The organism is Halobaculum marinum (genome assembly GCF_029338555.1).
Lineage (GTDB): Archaea > Halobacteriota > Halobacteria > Halobacteriales > Haloferacaceae > Halobaculum > Halobaculum marinum.
On record NZ_CP119989.1, the window covers coordinates 2,614,591 to 2,628,951 of the forward strand.

The following is a 14,361-nucleotide window of genomic DNA, read 5'->3' on the forward strand; positions in this document are numbered from 1 at the left end:
GCGCCGTTCACAGGTCCTCTTCCGAGAAGATCAACTGCAGTCCGTTGTCGGCGAGCCACGCTCGGTGTCGCTCGTACGCCGGGTCGTGCTCGCCCACGAGGTCCCAGAACGCCGGCGAGTGGTTCAGTTCGCGCCGGTGGGCCACCTCGTGGACGACGACGTACTCGCCGATTTCGGGCGGCGCCAACTGGAGGCGCCAGTTCAGGCTGATCGTCCCGCTCGTCGAACAACTCCCCCACTTCGTCCGCTGGTTGCGCACCTCGATCCGGTCGTAGTCGACCCCCATCGCCGCGGCGTACTCGTCGGCGAGTCGCTCGAACCGGTCGCGCGCGCGACGTCGGTACAGCGTCTCCAGCGCCCGCTTCACCGACGTGTCCGCGACGTGGTGGGACGCCAGTCGGAGCGTCTCGTCGCCGACGACGGAGTACGAGCGACGCTCGACGACCACCTCGTGTGGCTCGCCGAGGAACGGGAACGTCGCCCCGGGTTCGAAGCGCCGCTCTGGGAGGCGCTCGCGACGGGCCGCCGCCTTCCGGGCGTGTTCGACCACCCACTCCGCGTGGTCGCGCAACAAGGCCGCCGGCCGAACTGACGCGCCCTCGGGAACGACGACCGTGACACCGCTCGTGTCGACGCTGAGGCGCGACCGCGTCGCTCGGGAACTGTGTCGCACCTCGTACTCGATCGTCTCCCCCGCGAGGTCCACCGTCCGCGGTCGCGACTCGGCCATCGGACTACCTGACGCGAACGCCCACATAAACCCACCCGCCACCGCGACGACCGGGCGCGTCGCTCACTCGGCGTCGAACCCCGGCGCGAGCACGATCGTACTGTCGGCGGCCTCGTGGCGGACGCCGACGACCTCGGCGTACTCCTCGTCGTCGAAGAAGTCGTGGGCGTGCTCCGCGGAGGGGAACTCGATCACGACCGTCCAGTTGGCGGGCCACTCGCCCTCCAGTCGCTCCACCTCGTCGGTGCCGACCAACATCTCCCCGCCGTTGGCCTCGATTCGCTCCAACGTCGTCGGCAGGTAGTCGTTCCGGTAGGCGTCCCAGTCGTCGACTTCGACCGCCGCGATCACGTAGGCGCTGTCTGCCATCTCGGTGTCGTGTTCTCGTGGAGACAGCATAACTGTGCAGTCGGATGGGACTGCGGCGAGCGCACGGACGATCCGAGTCGACGCGACGCTACTTGTGTGGCGTCGTGAAGAAGTGGGTCGGGGCGGATTCGAACCGCCGACCTGCTCCGTGTGAAGGAGCCGTCATAACCGGACTAGACCACCGACCCGTACCTCGATGTACCCCGGTGGGACGCTTAAGGCTTACCGATCCAGCCCGTCTGTTCGTGGGTGGCTGGTCCCGACCCGAGGATTAATCCCGCCCCACCACGGAGGACCGCGCGTGACGAAGATCGAAGTCGACCTGCCCGACCGAATCGACAGCGAGATCGCGCGTCTCGCCGAGCAGGGGGAGTTCCTGAACCGCAAGGAGGCCATCGAGGAGTTCCTCACCCGTGGCTTGCAGGCGTACGACGTCGAACAGGAGTCGCGCGAGGGGGAGGCCGACGGCGACCTCTTCACCGACGCCATCGACGAACAGCAGGACCCCGCCGCGCTCGACGACCCCGGCGACGAGCCCACCTTCTGACCCGGCCCCATTTTCGGAGTTGTCCGCCGACCGACGAGCGTCGCCGCCGTGTGGTGCCTACTCCTCGGCGCTCTTCGACCGGTAGTCGCGCAGACGCTCGCGGGCGTCCTGGACGGCTTCCTTCGCGTCGCCCTCCGCCTTCTTCGAGAGCTCCTTCAGGTCGGCCTCCAGTCGGTCGAGCCGCGACGGCTCCGGCTCCTTCTCGCGACCGACGAGTTCGCGAACTCGCGTCTCGACCGGCTCCAACTCCTCTTTGACGCCCTCCTTCGCGTGGTCGGCGGCGCGCCCCAGGTAGTACCGCGCGTCTTCGAAGTGTTTCGACATACCTGTCGCTTGCGCCAGGACGGGTAAACCGTTTGTGGGGCCGGGGATCGCTCCCGAGGAGCGTCCCGCCGCTCTCGCCGTGGGCCACCCGAGGCCGCACCCATCGCCGTGAACACGTGTCGCACAGCGGAGGTTATGCTCTGAGCGCGCGATATCTCAGTATGGCAACCACATCCACCATCCTCGTCCTCGGCGCGACGGGTCAGCAAGGCGGCGCCGTCGTCGACGCCCTCGAGTCCGGCGAGTTCGGCACTTTCGACACGGTCGCCGGCACCCGGAACCCCGCCAGCGACGCGGCGGAGGCGCTCCGCGAACGCGGCGTGCGCGTCGTCCCGGTCGACATGCTCGACCGAGAGTCGCTGGTCGCCGCGATGGACGGCGTCGACGCCGTCTTCGCGGTGACGACGTTCTTCGAGAGCGGCATCGACGCAGAGCGCGCGCAGGGCGAACACGTCGTCGCCGCCTGCGAGTCCGCCGGCATCGACCACCTCGTGTTCAGTTCCGTCGGCTCCGCCGACGCCGACACCGGCCTCGACCACTTCGAGTCCAAGGCCCACACCGAACGGCTGATCGCCGAGGCCGGCATCGACGCCACGATCCTGCGTCCGGTGTACTTCATGCAGAACTTGGCCATGCAGGCCGACGAGATCCGGTCGGGCACGGTGTCGCTCGCGCTGAGCGAAGGGACCAAGTTGGCGATGGTCGACGCCCGCGATATCGGTCGCGCCGCCGCCGCCGCGTTCGCCGACCCCGAGACGTACGTCGGCGAGACACTCACCCTCGCGGGTGACTCGCTCACCGTCGAGGAACTCGCCGCGGTCCTCACCGAGTACCTCGACACCGACGTTGAGGCGGTTCACCTCGACACCGAGGCGCTGCGGGCGGCCGCCGGCGACGAGATGGCCGACATGTTCGTCTGGTTCGACGAGACCGGCTACGACGTCGACATCCCGGCACTCGAGCAGACGCTCGGCTTCGAACTGCGCGACTTCGAGACGTGTCTCGCGGAGACGGAGTTTATCGCCCGTTCGGAGACCCCGGCGCAGTAAGCGGATTGGCGGCAGTCGCGACGGCGGCGAGCGCCTCCAAAAGGCGACGACGCGTCGCTACTCGTAGTCGGGTGCGTCCTCTGGGACGCCGTCGCGGGCGTTGACCGCGCGGGCGAAGGTGAACAGCGCGTCCGACAGGCGGTTGAGGTACGCCACCGCCTCGCCGTTGACCGGTTCGTCGTCGGCGAGGTCTACCGCTCGGCGCTCGGCGCGGCGGACGACCGTCCGCGCGTGGTGGAGTTTCGCCCCCGCCTCGCTCCCGGAGGGGAGCACGAAGTGGGTCAGTGGCTCAAGTTCTTCGTCCAACTCGTCGATCCAGGTCTCCAGTTGCTGCGTGTGGTGCGGTTTCACCACCGGGTCGTCCTCGTCGGGGTCGGGGTTGGCGAAGTCCGCCTGCAGGACGTGCAGGTGGTCTTGCACCGACTGGAGCATCTCGTCGACGTCGTCGTACCCCGTCGGCCGGATCGTGCCGATGAGCGCGTTCGCCTCGTCGACGGTGCCGTACGCCTCGATGCGCGGGGAGGTCTTCGAGACGCGCGACATGTCCCGGAGGTCCGTCTTCCCCTCGTCGCCGCGGCCGGTGTAGATGGGCATCGGTCGGTCAGGCCGTGAGCGTGCGCTCGACGTACTCGAGGATGTTCGCCGACTCGTTCATCGTGACGCCGTGGGCCTCGTCGACGAGGACGGGCACGCCGCGCTGGCCGCTGACGCGGGCGACCTCGTCGCGCTCGGAGTGGAGCGCCTCGGTCCACACGGTCTCGTACTCGATGTCGTTTTCCTGCAGGGCGTCGTGGACCTTCTCACACCACGGGCAGCCGTCCAGCGCGTACAGCGTTACGGACATACCCGATCGGTCGACCGCGACACCGAAGTAGCTTGTCACGGCGGCGGCCCGGCACGACCCCACAGAAGCAGCAAATCGTACCGGATCCTGTGACGCGGAGCGAGTCGCTGAAGTGCATTCCGTCGCGAGTTGTGGGCGTGCAGGATCCGACGTCGCTCGCGCGACGCTGTGCCGAGCTTGACCGCGGCTGGAAGGCGACGGCGCTGGCGGCGGCGATCGTCGCCGTCGACGTCGCCGTCCACACGGTATGAGCACGGGCGAGCCGGCCGCCGCGTCGTCCTTCTCGCCGTGGTCGACGATCCGGCGACTGTTGCCGGGAGTCGCTACGCTCGTCGCCGTCGCCGCGGGGGCCCGACTCGTAGCGCCACACGCCCCCCTCACGCCGCTGTTGCTCGCGGTCGCCGCCGGCGCCGTCGTCGCGAACACCGTGGGCGTCCCCGACGCCCTCGCGCCGGGGGTGGCGGTCCACTCGCTGCTGTTGGAGACGGGCATCGTGTTGCTCGGCGCGGGCGTCTCGCTCGCGGCGCTGGCGGCCGCCGGGCCAGCGTTGGTCGTCGCCGTCCTCGTCGTCGTCGCCGGGGGACTCGCGCTCGTCGAGGCGCTGGCACGGCTCGCGGGGTTGGACGGACGCGTCGGGTCGTTACTCGCCGCGGGGTCGGCGGTCTGCGGCGTCTCGGCGGTCGCGGCGGCGGCGGGCGCACTCGACGCCGACGAGTCCGAGGTCGCGCTCGCCGCCGGCACCGTGTTGACGTTCGACGCCGTGACGCTCGCCGTCTACCCGGCGGTCGCGTCGACGCTGGCGCTCGACCCGCGGGTGTTCGGCGTGTGGGCGGGGCTGTCGATGTTCTCGACCGGACCGGTCACCGCCGCCGGGTTCGCGTACCACCCGGTCGCCGGTGAGTGGGCCACCGTCACGAAACTCGCGCGGAACGCGCTCGTCGGCGTAGTCGCCGTCGCGTACTCGGTTCGCGCCGCCGCCGAGACCACGCCCGCCGGCGACGCTCGCGACCGCCCGGAACGCGAGGCGTCGGCGACAGGCGTCCGTCGGGCGGTCGCGGCGCTGTGGGACGGGCTGCCGAAGTTCCTCGTCGGGTTCGTCGCCGTCGCGGTCCTCGCGAACGCCGGTGTGATCTCGGGGGCCGCACGCGAGACGCTCCTCGTCGCGTCCGACGCGCTGTTTTTGCTGGCGTTCGCCGGCCTCGGGTTCGACATCAGGGTCGACCGGATGCGCGACGCTGGCGCTCGTCCGCTGGCGGTCGTCGGCGTCGCCTTCCTCGCGGTGAGTGGCGCCGCCTACCTGCTCGCGACGAGCGTCGTCTGAGCGCGGCACCGGCGCGTCGTGGCCCCGTCAGCGGTCACCCGAGGCGCTCCTCCGACGGGTACGACGCGGGCACGGCCAGCGCGTCGCCGGCCCACTCGGCGTCGACGACGGTCTCGAACACCGAGGCGACCGCCGGGTCCGACCGGCGTGCGACCGCCCCGTAGCGGATGGGCGCCCCGCGGACGACGGTCCCGTCGGGCAGTTCGTACGATTCGCCGGCGTACGCGTCGGCGTGGGCGGGCGAACCGAGGTTGACCGCCGGCGGGAGGGAGCGGAACGGGACGCCGTGGTCGACGGCCATGTTTCGGTAGACGACCGCGGCGTCGAGTTCGCCCGTCTCGAACACCGCCAGCAGCTCCGCCTCCGGGAACAGTTGGCCCGGTGCGAGCGCGTCGGGGTACGGACGCCCCCACCGCTGTTCGGCCAGTCGGAGGGCGAACAGGGTGCGGTAGCCCAGCGGGTCGGCGTCGGGGTCGGTGCGCCCCCAGCGGAAGTCGCGGTCGAGCAGCGGGTCGAACGGACACTCGGCGTCCCGCACGGCCCGCCCGCCGGCGGTGTCCGGGTGGTACGCGACGACCACCTCGTTCGTCGCGAACGCGGTGTACCGCTCTGCGAGCCCCCCGAACAACACCGGGTCCGCCAGGACGAGCACATCCGGGTCACGCAACCCGTCGCGGACGAGGCGGGCGCACACCGCCGACCCGCGGAACTCCGTGTCGAGGGGTGCGTCGACTGCCGGGCGAAGGCGCTCCTCAACGGCGCGCGCGAGGCTCCCCGCCGCGAGCACGGAGACCGACGTACGTGTGGGAGCCCCGAGACAGCCCGTCGACCCCACGACGCCGCCGACCCCCGCACCGGTCGCGAGCGTCGATACAACCGCCCGTCGGGTCGTCTGCATCCCGAACGTGAGTTCGAACAACTACGTGATAAGTGTGATGTGGCCAGAACCAGTTACATCACTCCTCGCCCGACTGTGGAACGCTGAACGCCGTCGCTCACGGCGACGGTGCCCTCCGCCGAGGACGGCGCCGTCGCTTCGGAGTGTGAAAGAACGGAAAACCGCAGGTCGCGCCCGAGGGCGCGGTGATTCGGTGCCTTACAGGCGGGTGACGTTCGTCGCGCGCGGGCCCTTCTCGGCCGTCTCGATGTCGAACTCGAGCTCCTCGCCCTCCTCCAGGTCGCCGCCCTCGATGTCGTCCATGTGGACGAAGACGTCGTCGTCGGAGTCGTCAGTCGCGATGAAACCGTAGCCGCCAGTGTCGTTGAAGAAGTCGACCTTCCCTTTCGCCATACCCGTGAGTGTCGAAGGGGACTGATAACCCTTCCGTCCCGCGGTCGCGTGCGCTACGGTGCGTCGTGGCGGACAGTCACACGGGGCGACTCGTCCACCCGGGCGGTCGGCGTGGCGACGCTACAAGCCCAGTCCGAACGCCCGGTTCGCCCCCAACAGGCCGAGACACGCTACCAACAGCGCGACCACCAGGCCGTACGCCGCGGGCCACCCCGCCGTGCTCGCGACCGCGCCGGTGACGACCGACCCAGAGGCGGCGAGGAACATGTACACCGTCCGCAACAGGCCGAAGGCGTAGCCCCGCTCGGCGTCGCGCAGGCGGTCCATGAACCGCGCCTGGATCGGCCCGGGCCACGAGATGCCCGCGCCCAGCAGCGCCACGCCGGCGACGGTCCCGACGACGCCGGGGGCGAGCACGAGCGTCGCGATGCCCGTCCCCGCGAGCGTGACGCTGATCGCGACCGCCGCGTCGCGAGACAGGGCGTCCGACACGCGTCCGTTCACCGGTTGCGCGACGGCGCTGATGGCGAACACGGCGCCGAACGCGACCGCCGCCCTCGACGGGGGGAGCCCCCGGTGGGTGACGAGGAACGCCGCGAGGAACGACGACACCGCCTGGAACGTGAAGCCGCACAGGACCGCCAGCGCCGTCGTGTACGCCAGCGGCGGCCGGGTGAGGATCCCGCGGATCCGGGCCGGGTCGACCAGCGCCCGCAGGTCGCGGTCGGGGTTCGCGGGCGGGAGCGAGGGGACGAACAGCAGCGTCGCGGCCGCCGCCGGCAGGGCGACCGCGGCGCCGGCGCCGACGGCGACCTCCCACCCGAACCGGTCGGCGAGCACACCACCGGCGGCGGGGAACGCCGCGCCCGCGACGGCGCCCGCACCAGTGAGGACACTGAGCGCGCCGCCGCGTTCGTCGTACAGTCGCGAGAGCAGCGCCGTCGCCGGCGCGAAGAACAGGCCCGCACCCGCGCCGAGGACGAGCGTCGCGGCGCCGAACGCGAGCACGGTCGGCGAGAGCGCGACGAGGACGGTGCCGACGGCGGCGCCGGTGATCCCTGCGAGCACGACCGGTCGCTCGCCGACGCGGTCGGCGAGCACGCCGCTGGGGAACTGAAACAGCGCGTACGTCGCCCACATCCCGGTGAGTGCGAGGCCGAGCGTCGCCTCCGTCGTCTCCAGGTCGAGGAGGACGAACGGCACGACGGCACCGAGGAGGATGCGCGCGCCCAGTTGGCTGAAGTTGCCGCCGCCGATGGCCGCGAGCGCGAGTCGGCGACGCCGTGGACTTGCGCCCCCACCCGCCTCGGCGACTGTCGCCACGTCGTCCCCGCTCATTCGACGCGGTGACGCTCGGCGGCGGCGCGCACGTCGTCGGGGAGCGGGGTCGGCTCTCCGTCGGCGAGCGCGACCTGCACGGTCTCGCCCGTCGCGACGACGCGCCCCTCGAACTGGAGTTCGTACGCGAGCGTGAGGCTCGTGGTGCCCACGTCGACGACGTCGATGGCGGCGTCGACCGCACCGGTTCCTTCGATCGGTGCACGGAACTCGACCTCCAGCGTGGCCAGCGCCGCCTGTGAGTCGGCGAGGTCGACGCCGACCTCCTCGCGGAAGAACGCCGTGCGGACCTCCTCGAAGTAGGTCGCGTACACGGCGTTGTTCACGTGGCCCATCGGGTCGAGGTCGCGGTAGCGGACGGGAACCGTCGTCTCGAAGGTCATACACGTCCGTCGCTCGGGGAGGGTTTCGGGCTATCGTTCTGCGTCAACCGCGGCACCCCCGGTCGACTCCGACAGCGCCGCGACCGCCGGGACGGTCGCCCGCGAGGCGAGGAACAGCGCCGCGACCCCCGCGGCCAGCACGGCGGCGTCCGTCGCCGATGGCAGGAGGCCGAGCGCGACGATGAGCGTGGTCGCACACGCTGGCGCGTGGCGGGTGTCCGTCAGCGCCATCCCGAGCGTGGTCGCCCCGACCGAGGCGACCGCGCTGGCGGCGAGACGCGCCCCTGCCGGCGTCGTCGCGGCGACCGACCCTGTGATGACGGCCTCGCCCGCGAGCCCGTGGTACGCGAGCAGCCCCGCGAGGATGCCGACCGCGTGGCCGCCGAGCAGTTGCCGACCGGTCGGGCGAGCGTCGCCCGCCGCGATCAGGTACGCCGACGGCCCGAGGCTCGGGAACACGAGCGGTCGACCGGTGGCCCACGCGAGCGCGCCGGCGACCGCCAGCAACGCCGCCGCGTGGAGCGCCTCGACGACACCATCGGATCCCCGTCGCACGCTCGGTGGTGGCTGGGCGCAGGGAATGAAGTCGGCGGTTCGCGACGAGGGAGGCGAGACAGCGGAGCCGACGGGGCTGGAGGAGCGACGGAGCGGGACCGGTGTCTTGAAATTCTCGGCCCTCACACGCACGATCATGAGCCTGGAACAGGAGTTCTACTGTCCGGCGTGCGGCGAGGACCGCGACTTCTGGCGCGTCGCCGCGATGACGCTCCACCTCGGCGAGAAGACCAAGTGGCGCTGCAACGACTGTGACTACGGCCTGACGCGGATCAACGGCGACATCAGCACCGCCATCGAGGCGTAGTCCGACCGTCCTTCCTCATCCCGGCAGCAAGTCGCCGAGCGCCGCCCCCACCGCCATCGGGAGCGTCGCGACGAGCGTGCTCCCGAGCGCGACCGCGGGGGCCGCCCAGTCGACTCGTCCCCACACGGTCAACCCGACCACCGCGGTCACGAACGCGACGCCGAGCACGCCGACGAGTCGCCGTGGCACCACCCCGAGGATGGGGTTGTGCACCCGCACGTCCTGGAAGTCCGCGACGTACAAGATTCCGATCACCAGCAGGACCGTCACGACCGCCGTCCCGACGAGCGACAGCGGCCGCGACGCGAGCACCGCGCCGACCTCGGTGGTACCACCCTCCACGAGCATCGGGATGCCGAACAGCACGCTCCCGAGCAGCGCCTCCGCGAGGTCGCTCCGGTCGAAGCCGCGGACGACCCGCCCGAACACCGACGGCTGCTCCCGTGCCGCCAGGTCGCGGGCGGTCCGCATCGCCTCGCGCACCTTCCGGCGCTCTTCGGAGTCGTCGACGACCTCCTCTAAGGTCTCCAGCGACTGGATCAGGTCCTCGACCGTCGGCGACTGGTCGGCGGGGTCGGAGCCGACTCCGGCCGACTCGCTCGTCGGGTCGGGTGGGTGACCGCCGTCGGCGTCGCGCTCGCTCATCGGTCGGTTCTGTCGCCGTCGCTACGTAGTTCCGACGGTGACGGCGGCCGCGAAAGAACGAGGAGTCGGGATTCGCGCGCGATGCAGTCGTCGCCGACCGACTCGGCCTCGGCGATCAGTCGTCGTCGTTGGACGAGGAGGTGATCGGCTCCGAGCGGTCCTCCGCGAAGCCGGCGGAGTCCTCGATGCGCTCCTTCGCCTCGGGGTCGAAGCGCGTCTCGATGTCCTGGTAGCGGTCGACGAACGACAGCGCGTGGTGGCTCTCGGTCTCGTGGCCGATGTAGCGCTCCTCCAGGTCGAACTGCGCCTGTTCGGCGTTCTCCGCGATGTTCTGCATATCCTCGTAGACGCTGTGGGCGCCCGAGTGGAGCGCGTACAGCGTGATGAACTGGTACTTGTAGCCGAGGTCGCCCAGTTCCTGGAACGTGAGCGGGTCCTCCTCGGCGCCCCACTCGAACGACGACGAGTAGTTGAACGCGAGGTCGAGGTCGGGGTGCGTCTCGTGGATGGTCTCGGCGTACTCGACGGCGTCCTCGCGGCTCGGGTCGGGCATCTCCGGCCAGACGAGGTCGACGCCGGCGTCGGCGTAGATGCGCCCGCGTTCGAGGTGCTCCTCCCAGTCGCCGTTCGCAGAGCCGTAGGCGTCCGTCCGGGCGATGACGACGGTGTCCTCGCTCTGCTTGGCGTCGACCGCCGCCTCGAAGCGCGAGCGGGCCTTCTCGCGGGAGATGATCTGCTTGCCCGCGATGTGGCCGCAGCGCTTGGGCGTCGTCTGGTCTTCGATGTGGACCGCGGCGACGCCCGCCTTCTCGTACTCGCGGACGGCGCGGCGGACGTTGTGGGTGCCGCCGTAGCCGGTGTCGCAGTCGGCGATGACCGGGAGGTTCGTCGACTCGACGATGCGCTTTGCGTTCTCGACCATCTCGGTCATCGTGACCATCTCCAGGTCCGGGAAGCCGAACTGGCCGAGGACCGTCGAGTAGCCGGACATGTACGCGGCGTCGAGCCCCGCCATCTCCGCGAGGCGGGCGTCGAGGGCGTGGTACAGCCCCGGCGCGAACACGTAGTCCTGCTCGTCGAGCATCTGTCGGAGCTTCGCGCCCTGCGGGTTGTCGATGTCCTTCGTGAAGACGTCCTGGTCGAGTTCTGAGGGGTGCATTATTCTGAGTCCTCCATGAGCGCGAGTTCGAACGGGTCGCGGCGACGGCGGCGCTCGGCGCGGTCGCTGGTGGTGTCGGTCGTGGGGTCAGTCGTCGTGTCGGTGCGGCCCGGTCGCGTCCCGAGGTCGGGGACGAGCGGCGCGTCCGTCTCCTGGCCCGGGCGGGTGAACGGCGTCCGGGTCGGCGTCGTGTCGGGACGCGGCGTGGCGCGACGGCTCATCGGTCGTCGGCCTCCGTGTCGAACAGGCTCAGTTCGCGCGGGTCGATGTCGTCGATGTCGGTGTCTGGGTTCGGGTCGAACGTCATGTGGGTCGTGTGGGTGGTATGGGTGGTGTCAGCCGGCCGTGGTCGGTGTCGGTCGTTCCGTGTGGTGCTGCGGCGGATGTGTGGTGGGGTACGCCCATGCTGTGTCGCCTCACCCGATTCGAGCCGATGACACCAAATAAATGTAATGATAGATAATGATAATATTCTATAATGCGTTTTGGGGCCTGAAGGCTCCTTAATTGTCACTGTGTACCACACCTGCGGCGAGTGGCAACCGACACGCCGATACGCGAGCCCTCGGAGGTGCGGACGATGGCGGCTCGTGGGGTCGACTCGGCGGTCGTGCTCGGACTCGTCGCCGCCGGCGGCGCGGTCGGCGCGAGCGCACGCTACGCCGTCGGCGCGGCGCTCCCGGGGCTGTGGGGGACGCTCGCGGCCAACGTGAGCGGGAGCCTGCTGTTGGGGTTCCTGCTGTACGAGGCGCTGCGGACCGACCGGCTCGGCGACCGGACACGCACGCTACTGGCGACTGGCGTGCTCTCGTCGTACACCACCTACAGCACCTTCGCGGTCGAGACGGCGCTGGCGGCGCCGGTCGTCGGGGCGGCGTACCTCCTCGGGAGCTACGGGCTCGGGATCGGTGCCGCGCTGGTCGGTCGCGACGTCGCCGCGCGGGTCGACCCGCGTCCGGACCGGGAGGTGGAGGTGTGAGTCCCCTCACCGCGCTCGGAGCGGTCCCCGACCCCGCACTCGTCGCCGCCGGCGGGGCCGGCGGAGCGGTCGGACGCTACCTCGTCGGATCTGCGGTCGACCGCGGGGGGTCGTTCCCGCTCGGGACCCTCACCGTGAACGTCGTCGGGAGCTTCCTCCTCGGCCTCCTCACGTTCCTCCCCGTCGGGGGCGACGTGTCGCTCTTCGTCGGCACCGGCGCCTGCGGGGCGTTCACCACGTTCTCGTCGTTCTCGGTGGCGACCGTCCAGTTGTGGGACGGCGGCGAGCGCGGCCGCGCGGTTGCGTTCGTCGCCGCCAACACGCTCCTCGCCGGCGGTGCCGTCGCCCTCGCCGCCGTACTCGCGGGCGCGAGTTGAGCCGGACGGGCCGCAGTACCGCCTGAACGCGCCGCGAAACTGCCGCCACCTCGCCACCACCGGGCCACCGAAACGCCCGAGTACCCCCACTGCGTCGTCGTCGCCATGTCACGACGCGTACTCGTCCCCATCGACACGTCGGATCACTCGACGAAGGCCCTCGACCACGCGCTCGCCGTCCACGGCGACGCGACGCTCGTCCTCGTGAACGTCGTCGACCCGAGTCGCTGGATCTCCGGCGGCGACGACGAGGGGATGGAGGCATTCTACTCGAAGGAGTTAGAGGAGTCGGCCCGCTCGGCGAGCGAGGACCTCCTCGCCAGCACCGCCGAGCGCGTCCGCGACGCCGGCACCGAGGTGGAGACGCACCAACTCGTGGGCGGCCCAGCGCGCGAGATTCTCGCGTACCTCGACGAGGAGGACGCGGACATCGACCAGGTCGTCATGGGGAGCCACGGGCGGACGGGGCTCGGGCGGATGCTGATGGGCAGCGTCGCCGAGACGGTGACGCGGCGCTCGCCCGTTCCGGTCACGGTCGTCCGGTGAGCACGTCCGGTGAGGTCACCCTCGAACAGCCCGGGCGGTAGCGATTAGCCCGTCGCCCGCGTGGGGGTGACAATGGATCGACATCCCGGCTTCCACTCCCTCCACGAGGAGACGGCCGAGACCCTCCCGGTCGACGGCTCCCTCCCCGACTGGCTCCGCGGCAGTCTCGTCCGCAACGGTCCCGGCGCCTTCTCGTTCCCCGACGGCAGTTCCGTCGACCACTGGTTCGACGGCCTCGCGATGCTGTACCGCTTCACCTTCGACCCCGGGAACCGCGCGAACGGCGACACGGGCGACTCGGGCGGACTCGGGAGTCGTCTCCGCCACCGCCGCGGCGACGCGGTCCACTACCGCAATCGCTTCCTCCGCACCGACGCGTACGAGGCGGCCCGGACGGGTGCGTTCGACGGCGGGTTCGCGACCGGCGAGACGACGCTCCGCTCGCGGCTGACGACGTTCCTCCGAGAACCGTACGACAACACCAACATCATCGCCGAGCGAGTCGGAGACGACTACCTCGCCTTCACCGAGTCGCCGCGACGGGTTCGCGTCGACCCGAACACGCTCGACGCCGTCGGCCACCACGAGTACGACGACGGCGTCCCCTCGGGCCACCTCGCGTGCGCGCACCTGAAGCGCGACCCCGCGACCGGCGCGCTGGTGAACGTCGAGACGGGGTTCGGACGGACGAGCAGGTACCACGTCCACGCGGTCACTCCCGACGGTGAGCGCCGCCACGTCGCCACCGCACGCACCGACAAGCCGGCGTACCTGCACTCGTTCGCACTCACGCCACGGTTCGTCGTGATCGCCGAGTTCCCGCTCCGACTCGACCCGCTCCGGTTGTTCAAACCGGGGCACCAGCGCCCGTTCATCGAGCAGTTCGAGTGGGAACCCGAGCGGGGGACTCGGGTGGTCGTCCTCGATCGGACGACCGGCGAGGTGGTCGCCGACCCCGTGACGGACCCGGTGTTCGGCTTCCACCACGTGAACGCCTTCGAGCGGCGCGGGGGGCGCGAGGTCGTGTTCGACCTGGAGACGGTGCCCGACGCGAGTAGCATCGACTCGCTGTACCTCGAGGAACTCCGCGCGGGCAGTTTCGGCGCGCTCGGCGCCCGCGTCGAGCGGTTCGTCGTCGACCTGGGCGACGCGAACGGACGGGGCCGTTACGGCGTCGGCGACGCCACGGTGACACGGGAGACGCTGTACGACGGCGGCACCGCGTTGCCGACCGTGTCGCCCGCGCGCTGGTGCGCCGAGCACCGCTACGTGTACGCGATGAGCACGGACAAGCCGGTGAACGAGTGGGCGCGGGCGGTGTTGAAACTGGACACGGAGACGGGGGAAGTGGTCGAGTTCGACGGCGGTGGCTACTTCGGCGAGCCCATCTTCGTGCCGAATCCCGACGGCGACGCGGAGGACGACGGCGTCGTGCTCGTGGTGACGCTGGAGGAGGGAGCCGAAGCGTCGTCGCTGGTGGTACTGGACGGTGAGTCGTTCGCAGAACGGGCGCGGGTGCGACTCCCGCACGTGGTGCCGTTCGACTTCCACGGGCGCTACTTCCCGGAACTGAAGGCGAGGTCGGCGTAGGGGCCGG

General features: G+C 70.8%; 21 protein-coding genes and 1 tRNA gene. 8 read left to right on the forward strand and 14 right to left on the reverse strand.

Going from position 1 to position 14,361, the window contains the following annotated elements:
- Window positions 1–7: 7 nt before the first annotated feature.
- The 3 genes from P0R32_RS13585 to P0R32_RS13595 all read right to left on the reverse strand — a co-directional run bounded on the left by P0R32_RS13585 (window position 8) and on the right by P0R32_RS13595 (window position 1,287).
- On the reverse strand, window positions 8–730 hold the full coding sequence (locus P0R32_RS13585) for a M48 family metallopeptidase (RefSeq protein ID WP_276237566.1): 723 nt from the start codon (window positions 728–730) through the stop codon (window positions 8–10).
- 63 nt (window positions 731–793) lie between these two features.
- Complete coding sequence (locus P0R32_RS13590; protein ID WP_276237567.1) at window positions 794–1,099, reverse strand: DUF1330 domain-containing protein; 306 nt, start codon at window positions 1,097–1,099, stop codon at window positions 794–796.
- A gap of 113 nt (window positions 1,100–1,212) precedes the next feature.
- A tRNA-Val gene (locus P0R32_RS13595) sits at window positions 1,213–1,287 on the reverse strand.
- 113 nt (window positions 1,288–1,400) lie between these two features.
- On the opposite strand from P0R32_RS13595, the gene P0R32_RS13600 reads away from it, so the two are divergent.
- A complete protein-coding gene (locus P0R32_RS13600; protein ID WP_276237568.1) occupies window positions 1,401–1,646 on the forward strand; it encodes a DUF7120 family protein in 246 nt (81 codons plus the stop codon).
- Between the two features lie 57 nt (window positions 1,647–1,703).
- Here the strand turns inward: P0R32_RS13600 and P0R32_RS13605 are convergent, their stop codons facing one another.
- Window positions 1,704–1,970 (reverse strand): DUF7553 family protein, encoded by a 267-nt coding sequence (locus P0R32_RS13605; RefSeq protein ID WP_276237569.1) that lies wholly within the window; start codon window positions 1,968–1,970, stop codon window positions 1,704–1,706.
- 161 nt (window positions 1,971–2,131) lie between these two features.
- Between P0R32_RS13605 and P0R32_RS13610 the strand changes: the two genes are divergently transcribed.
- Window positions 2,132–3,019: an NmrA/HSCARG family protein gene (locus P0R32_RS13610; RefSeq protein WP_276237570.1), complete on the forward strand. Its 888-nt coding sequence runs from the start codon at window positions 2,132–2,134 to the stop codon at window positions 3,017–3,019.
- 57 nt (window positions 3,020–3,076) lie between these two features.
- On the opposite strand, the gene P0R32_RS13615 is transcribed toward P0R32_RS13610, so the two are convergent.
- Entirely contained in the window at window positions 3,077–3,613 is a 537-nt protein-coding gene (locus P0R32_RS13615; RefSeq protein WP_276237571.1) for a cob(I)yrinic acid a,c-diamide adenosyltransferase, read from the reverse strand.
- Between the two features lie 7 nt (window positions 3,614–3,620).
- On the reverse strand, window positions 3,621–3,863 hold the full coding sequence (locus tag P0R32_RS13620) for a glutaredoxin family protein (RefSeq protein ID WP_276237572.1): 243 nt from the start codon (window positions 3,861–3,863) through the stop codon (window positions 3,621–3,623).
- Window positions 3,864–4,110: 247 nt separating this feature from the next.
- Here P0R32_RS13620 and P0R32_RS13625 point away from each other — a divergent pair, with 247 nt between their 5' ends.
- Window positions 4,111–5,184 (forward strand): YeiH family protein, encoded by a 1,074-nt coding sequence (locus P0R32_RS13625; protein ID WP_276237573.1) that lies wholly within the window; start codon window positions 4,111–4,113, stop codon window positions 5,182–5,184.
- Between the two features lie 34 nt (window positions 5,185–5,218).
- Here the strand turns inward: P0R32_RS13625 and P0R32_RS13630 are convergent, their stop codons facing one another.
- The 5 genes from P0R32_RS13630 to P0R32_RS13650 all read right to left on the reverse strand — a co-directional run bounded on the left by P0R32_RS13630 (window position 5,219) and on the right by P0R32_RS13650 (window position 8,751).
- Window positions 5,219–6,082: an extracellular solute-binding protein gene (locus P0R32_RS13630; RefSeq protein ID WP_276237574.1), complete on the reverse strand. Its 864-nt coding sequence runs from the start codon at window positions 6,080–6,082 to the stop codon at window positions 5,219–5,221.
- Between the two features lie 198 nt (window positions 6,083–6,280).
- Window positions 6,281–6,475 carry a cold-shock protein gene (locus P0R32_RS13635; protein ID WP_222606984.1) on the reverse strand — a complete coding sequence of 65 codons (195 nt, stop codon included), beginning with the start codon at window positions 6,473–6,475 and terminating at the stop codon, window positions 6,281–6,283.
- 120 nt (window positions 6,476–6,595) lie between these two features.
- A complete protein-coding gene (locus P0R32_RS13640; RefSeq protein ID WP_276237575.1) occupies window positions 6,596–7,813 on the reverse strand; it encodes an MFS transporter in 1,218 nt (405 codons plus the stop codon).
- Window positions 7,810–8,196, reverse strand: coding sequence for an acyl-CoA thioesterase (locus P0R32_RS13645; protein ID WP_276237576.1), 387 nt, complete (start codon window positions 8,194–8,196; stop codon window positions 7,810–7,812). Before P0R32_RS13645 ends, P0R32_RS13640 begins: the two co-directional genes overlap by 4 nt.
- Before the next feature lie 30 nt (window positions 8,197–8,226).
- Window positions 8,227–8,751 carry an HPP family protein gene (locus P0R32_RS13650; RefSeq protein WP_276237577.1) on the reverse strand — a complete coding sequence of 175 codons (525 nt, stop codon included), beginning with the start codon at window positions 8,749–8,751 and terminating at the stop codon, window positions 8,227–8,229.
- 136 nt (window positions 8,752–8,887) lie between these two features.
- On the opposite strand from P0R32_RS13650, the gene P0R32_RS13655 reads away from it, so the two are divergent.
- On the forward strand, window positions 8,888–9,058 hold the full coding sequence (locus tag P0R32_RS13655; RefSeq protein ID WP_276237578.1) for a DUF7838 family putative zinc beta-ribbon protein: 171 nt from the start codon (window positions 8,888–8,890) through the stop codon (window positions 9,056–9,058).
- A 15-nt stretch (window positions 9,059–9,073) separates the two neighbouring features.
- On the opposite strand, the gene P0R32_RS13660 is transcribed toward P0R32_RS13655, so the two are convergent.
- The 3 genes from P0R32_RS13660 to P0R32_RS13670 all read right to left on the reverse strand — a co-directional run bounded on the left by P0R32_RS13660 (window position 9,074) and on the right by P0R32_RS13670 (window position 11,083).
- Window positions 9,074–9,703, reverse strand: a complete 630-nt coding sequence (locus tag P0R32_RS13660; RefSeq protein ID WP_276237579.1) for a DUF2391 family protein — start codon at window positions 9,701–9,703, stop codon at window positions 9,074–9,076.
- 115 nt (window positions 9,704–9,818) lie between these two features.
- On the reverse strand, window positions 9,819–10,862 hold the full coding sequence (gene aceA / locus P0R32_RS13665) for an isocitrate lyase (RefSeq protein WP_276237580.1): 1,044 nt from the start codon (window positions 10,860–10,862) through the stop codon (window positions 9,819–9,821).
- The gene (locus tag P0R32_RS13670) at window positions 10,862–11,083 is read right to left on the reverse strand and encodes a hypothetical protein (RefSeq protein WP_276237581.1); all 222 of its coding nucleotides are present in this window, start codon (window positions 11,081–11,083) and stop codon (window positions 10,862–10,864) included. The genes aceA and P0R32_RS13670 overlap by 1 nt, the downstream gene beginning before the upstream one ends.
- A gap of 359 nt (window positions 11,084–11,442) precedes the next feature.
- Here P0R32_RS13670 and P0R32_RS13675 point away from each other — a divergent pair, with 359 nt between their 5' ends.
- The 4 genes from P0R32_RS13675 to P0R32_RS13690 all read left to right on the forward strand — a co-directional run bounded on the left by P0R32_RS13675 (window position 11,443) and on the right by P0R32_RS13690 (window position 14,354).
- Window positions 11,443–11,841 carry a fluoride efflux transporter FluC gene (locus tag P0R32_RS13675; RefSeq protein ID WP_276237582.1) on the forward strand — a complete coding sequence of 133 codons (399 nt, stop codon included), beginning with the start codon at window positions 11,443–11,445 and terminating at the stop codon, window positions 11,839–11,841.
- Window positions 11,838–12,218 carry a fluoride efflux transporter CrcB gene (crcB, locus tag P0R32_RS13680; RefSeq protein ID WP_276237583.1) on the forward strand — a complete coding sequence of 127 codons (381 nt, stop codon included), beginning with the start codon at window positions 11,838–11,840 and terminating at the stop codon, window positions 12,216–12,218. Before P0R32_RS13675 ends, crcB begins: the two co-directional genes overlap by 4 nt.
- A 105-nt stretch (window positions 12,219–12,323) precedes the next feature.
- The gene (locus tag P0R32_RS13685) at window positions 12,324–12,764 is read left to right on the forward strand and encodes a universal stress protein (RefSeq protein ID WP_276237584.1); all 441 of its coding nucleotides are present in this window, start codon (window positions 12,324–12,326) and stop codon (window positions 12,762–12,764) included.
- Window positions 12,765–12,836: 72 nt separating this feature from the next.
- Window positions 12,837–14,354: a carotenoid oxygenase family protein gene (locus P0R32_RS13690; RefSeq protein WP_276237585.1), complete on the forward strand. Its 1,518-nt coding sequence runs from the start codon at window positions 12,837–12,839 to the stop codon at window positions 14,352–14,354.
- Window positions 14,355–14,361: the final 7 nt, after the last annotated feature.

What these genes read in the sequence shown, in the direction of transcription:
- P0R32_RS13615 (WP_276237571.1), bottom strand. Translation starts at nt 3,613, where the DNA reads ATGCCCATCTACACCGGCCGCGGCGACGAGGGGAAGACGGACCTCCGG.
- P0R32_RS13690 (WP_276237585.1), top strand. Translation starts at nt 12,837, where the DNA reads ATGGATCGACATCCCGGCTTCCACTCCCTCCACGAGGAGACGGCCGAG.
- P0R32_RS13675 (WP_276237582.1), top strand. Translation starts at nt 11,443, where the DNA reads ATGGCGGCTCGTGGGGTCGACTCGGCGGTCGTGCTCGGACTCGTCGCC.
- P0R32_RS13605 (WP_276237569.1), bottom strand. Translation starts at nt 1,970, where the DNA reads ATGTCGAAACACTTCGAAGACGCGCGGTACTACCTGGGGCGCGCCGCC.
- P0R32_RS13635 (WP_222606984.1), bottom strand. Translation starts at nt 6,475, where the DNA reads ATGGCGAAAGGGAAGGTCGACTTCTTCAACGACACTGGCGGCTACGGT.
- P0R32_RS13620 (WP_276237572.1), bottom strand. Translation starts at nt 3,863, where the DNA reads ATGTCCGTAACGCTGTACGCGCTGGACGGCTGCCCGTGGTGTGAGAAG.
- P0R32_RS13660 (WP_276237579.1), bottom strand. Translation starts at nt 9,703, where the DNA reads ATGAGCGAGCGCGACGCCGACGGCGGTCACCCACCCGACCCGACGAGC.
- aceA (WP_276237580.1), bottom strand. Translation starts at nt 10,862, where the DNA reads ATGCACCCCTCAGAACTCGACCAGGACGTCTTCACGAAGGACATCGAC.
- P0R32_RS13645 (WP_276237576.1), bottom strand. Translation starts at nt 8,196, where the DNA reads ATGACCTTCGAGACGACGGTTCCCGTCCGCTACCGCGACCTCGACCCG.
- P0R32_RS13585 (WP_276237566.1), bottom strand. Translation starts at nt 730, where the DNA reads ATGGCCGAGTCGCGACCGCGGACGGTGGACCTCGCGGGGGAGACGATC.
- P0R32_RS13640 (WP_276237575.1), bottom strand. Translation starts at nt 7,813, where the DNA reads ATGAGCGGGGACGACGTGGCGACAGTCGCCGAGGCGGGTGGGGGCGCA.
- P0R32_RS13610 (WP_276237570.1), top strand. Translation starts at nt 2,132, where the DNA reads ATGGCAACCACATCCACCATCCTCGTCCTCGGCGCGACGGGTCAGCAA.
- P0R32_RS13630 (WP_276237574.1), bottom strand. Translation starts at nt 6,082, where the DNA reads ATGCAGACGACCCGACGGGCGGTTGTATCGACGCTCGCGACCGGTGCG.
- P0R32_RS13655 (WP_276237578.1), top strand. Translation starts at nt 8,888, where the DNA reads ATGAGCCTGGAACAGGAGTTCTACTGTCCGGCGTGCGGCGAGGACCGC.
- P0R32_RS13625 (WP_276237573.1), top strand. Translation starts at nt 4,111, where the DNA reads ATGAGCACGGGCGAGCCGGCCGCCGCGTCGTCCTTCTCGCCGTGGTCG.
- P0R32_RS13590 (WP_276237567.1), bottom strand. Translation starts at nt 1,099, where the DNA reads ATGGCAGACAGCGCCTACGTGATCGCGGCGGTCGAAGTCGACGACTGG.
- P0R32_RS13670 (WP_276237581.1), bottom strand. Translation starts at nt 11,083, where the DNA reads ATGAGCCGTCGCGCCACGCCGCGTCCCGACACGACGCCGACCCGGACG.
- P0R32_RS13685 (WP_276237584.1), top strand. Translation starts at nt 12,324, where the DNA reads ATGTCACGACGCGTACTCGTCCCCATCGACACGTCGGATCACTCGACG.